This window comes from Actinophytocola sp. (genome assembly GCF_050699935.1).
Taxonomy (GTDB): Bacteria; Actinomycetota; Actinomycetes; order Mycobacteriales; family Pseudonocardiaceae; genus Actinophytocola.
Window position 1 is genome coordinate 1 of the sequence record NZ_JBOHGB010000286.1, and the last position, 2,769, is coordinate 2,769.

Annotated in this window: 4 protein-coding genes; 3 read left to right on the top strand and 1 reads right to left on the bottom strand. The window is 74.5% G+C overall.

Annotation, left to right across the window (positions count from 1 at the left end):
- From ACRDTB_RS37890 to ACRDTB_RS37900, 3 genes are all read left to right on the top strand, one after another.
- On the top strand, positions 1–905 hold a 905-nt coding region (locus ACRDTB_RS37890; RefSeq protein ID WP_431437101.1), incomplete at its 5' end, for a methionine synthase.
- Between the two features lie 63 nt (positions 906–968).
- Positions 969–2,051: a WD40/YVTN/BNR-like repeat-containing protein gene (locus ACRDTB_RS37895; protein WP_431437102.1), complete on the top strand. Its 1,083-nt coding sequence runs from the start codon at positions 969–971 to the stop codon at positions 2,049–2,051.
- Between the two features lie 2 nt (positions 2,052–2,053).
- Positions 2,054–2,338 carry a MoaD/ThiS family protein gene (locus ACRDTB_RS37900; protein ID WP_431437103.1) on the top strand — a complete coding sequence of 95 codons (285 nt, stop codon included), beginning with the start codon at positions 2,054–2,056 and terminating at the stop codon, positions 2,336–2,338.
- Here ACRDTB_RS37900 and ACRDTB_RS37905 read toward each other — a convergent pair.
- Positions 2,313–2,769 (bottom strand): hypothetical protein (locus tag ACRDTB_RS37905; RefSeq protein ID WP_431437104.1); only part of this gene is annotated, 457 nt, incomplete at its 5' end. The two genes, ACRDTB_RS37900 and ACRDTB_RS37905, sit on opposite strands and share 26 nt — an antisense overlap.

Below are 2,769 nucleotides of genomic sequence, written 5' to 3' on the forward strand. Positions count from 1 at the left end.
GCGGGCTCGGCGCCGACATCATCGGCCGCGCCGCCGGCCTCCTCGTCGACCTCGCCGTCGAGGTCGTGCCGTCGGCCTACCGGGTCACCGCCCGCCCGGGCGCCGACCACCGCCGCGCGGCCGACCGGCTGCGCGGCGACCTCGACGCGTTCGAACAGGCACTCGAACGCGCCGGCACCCGCCCGGCACAGGTGAAGGTGCAGGTCGCCGGCCCGTGGACGCTCACCTCGGAGGTCGAGCTGCCGCGCGGGCACCGGGTGCTGACCGACCGGGGCGCGCTGCGCGAGTTCACCGAGTCGCTCGGCGAGGGCCTGCGCGGGCACGTCGCGGAGGTGCGCAAGCGGACCGGCGCGGACGTCGTTGTCCAGCTCGACGAGCCGGCACTGCCCGCGGTGCTCGCCGGGGCGCTGCCGACGCCGTCCAAGCTGGGCACGGTGCCCGCGGTCGCCGAGCCGGACGCGCGGGAGACGCTCGCCGCGCTCGTCGACGTCGCGAAGGAGGCGAGCGGGCAGCCGGTGATCGTGCACTGCTGCGCGCCGCGCCCGCCGGTGGCCCTCATGCGCGAGGCCGGCGCGGACGCCGTGGCCCTCGACGCGACGCTGCTGGAAGGCACCCCGGCCGTGCTCACCGACCAGCTCGGGGCGGCCTTCGACGAGGGCTGCGTGCTGCTCCTCGGCCTCGTGCCGGTCGGCGAGCCGGACGACCCGCCGACCCTGGAGCGGCTCGCCCGCCCGGCGCTCGACCTGGTCGACCGCCTGGGCTTCCGGCGCGAGCTGCTGGCGCAGCGTGCCGTGCCGACCCCGACCTGCGGCCTGGCCGGGGCGAGTGGCACCTGGGCACGCCGCGCGCTCGCCCTCACGCGCGATCTCGGCCGGGCGTTCGTGGAGCCGCCCGAGTCCTGGTGACTGTCGGGGGTCGCGAGTAGCGTCCGGGCCGGACCGGGTCGGGAGGGTCGAAGGAGGTTACCCGTGACTGTGGTACTGGCGATCGGGACGAAGAAGGGGCTGTGGCTCGCGACCGGCACGGACGGCCGCGCCGGCTGGGAGGTCACCGGCCCGCACCACCCGATGAACGACGTCTACGCGGTCGGGTTCGACACCCGCAGGGCCGCGCCGCGGCTGCTCGCGGGGATCACCAGCGAGCACTACGGGCCGAGCGTGGCGTTCAGCGACGACCTGGGCGGCACCTGGCAGGAGCCCGACCACGCACCGATCGCGTTCCCCGAGGACACCGGTGCCGCGCTCGCCCGGGTGTGGCAGTTCGCGCCGGGGCCGGTCAGCACGCCCGACGTCGTGTACGCGGGCGTCGAGCCGTCGGCCGTGTTCCGGTCGGAGGACGGCGGCGGGACCTACGAGCTGGTGCGCGGGCTGTGGGACCACCCGCACCGGGAGCAGTGGGGGCCGGGGTTCGGCGGGCAGGCGGTGCACTCGATCGTGCCGCACCCCACCGACGAGGCACGGGTGACGGTCGCGATGTCCACGGGCGGCGTGTACGCCACGACTGACGGCGGCCGGACCTGGCGGGCGCGCAACGTGGGCATCCAGGCCTACCGCAGCCCGGACCCGTACCCGGAGTTCGGTCAGTGCGTGCACAAGATCGCCCAGCACCCCGACCAGCCGGAGCGGTTCTTCGCGCAGAACCACCACGGCGTGTACCGCAGCGACGACGGCGCCCAGACGTGGCAGTCCATCGCGGACGGGCTGCCGGCCGACTTCGGCTTCCCGATGGTGGTCCACCCGCACCGGCCGGACGTGATCTACAACTTCCCGCTCACCGCGGACGCGATGCGGTTCGCGCCCGGCGGCCGGTGCGCGGTCTACCGCAGCGAGGACGCGGGCAAGTCGTGGGACGCGCTGACGTCCGGCCTGCCGGAGGGCTTCTGGTGCGGTGTGCTGCGCGACGCGATGTGCGTGGACACCGACCATCCGGCCGGCGTGTACTTCGGCACTCGCTCGGGCACGGTGTACGCGAGCCGCGACGAGGGCGAGAACTGGCGGCCGGTCGTCGAGGGGCTGCCGGACGTGCTGTGCGTGCGCGCGGTCGTGGTGTAGCCGTGGAGATCACCGTGCGGCTGCCGAGCGTCCTGCGGCCACGGGTCGGCGATCGGTCCACATTGGACGTCCAGGTGCCGGACCCGGCGACGCTCGCCGACCTGCTCGACGTGCTGGCCGCGCAGTACCCCGGTCTGGAGCGCCGGCTGCGTGACGAGCGCCGGGAGTTACGCCGGTACGTGAACTTCTTCGTGGACGGGGAGGAGTGCCGCCGACTCGGCGGCGCGGCGACCCCGCTGCGCGGCGCGGCCGAGGTTCAGATCATCCCGTCGGTCGCGGGTGGTTGACGGGCAGTGCCTCGATCGCCAGGCGCACCTCGTTCCGCCTGCCCAGCCACAGGATGACCGGGGAGCGGACGACGCTCGCCGCATGCTCGACGGTGAGCTTCGTCCGCGTGCCCGAGACCGACACGATCTCGTTCGCCATGACCGTGTGGTCACCCATGAACGTCGGCCGCAGGACGAACCGGTCGGCGAAGACCCGCACCTCGAGCGTGTGGTTGAACCGAACCCAGCTGATCCGGCCCGAGCAGCCGCGTGCCGACGCCAGCACGGTCCCCGTGGGCGGCGGCGCCAGCCGTGTCCCGGTGGGCGGCGCGGCCCCGTGTTCGCCGTCTCCGCGGATCACGGCCGGGAACACGTACCGGGTCAGCACGAAGGCGATCGCCACGATGATCATCGGGCCGTAGATCCACGCGGTCCACTGCGGCATCGAGTCC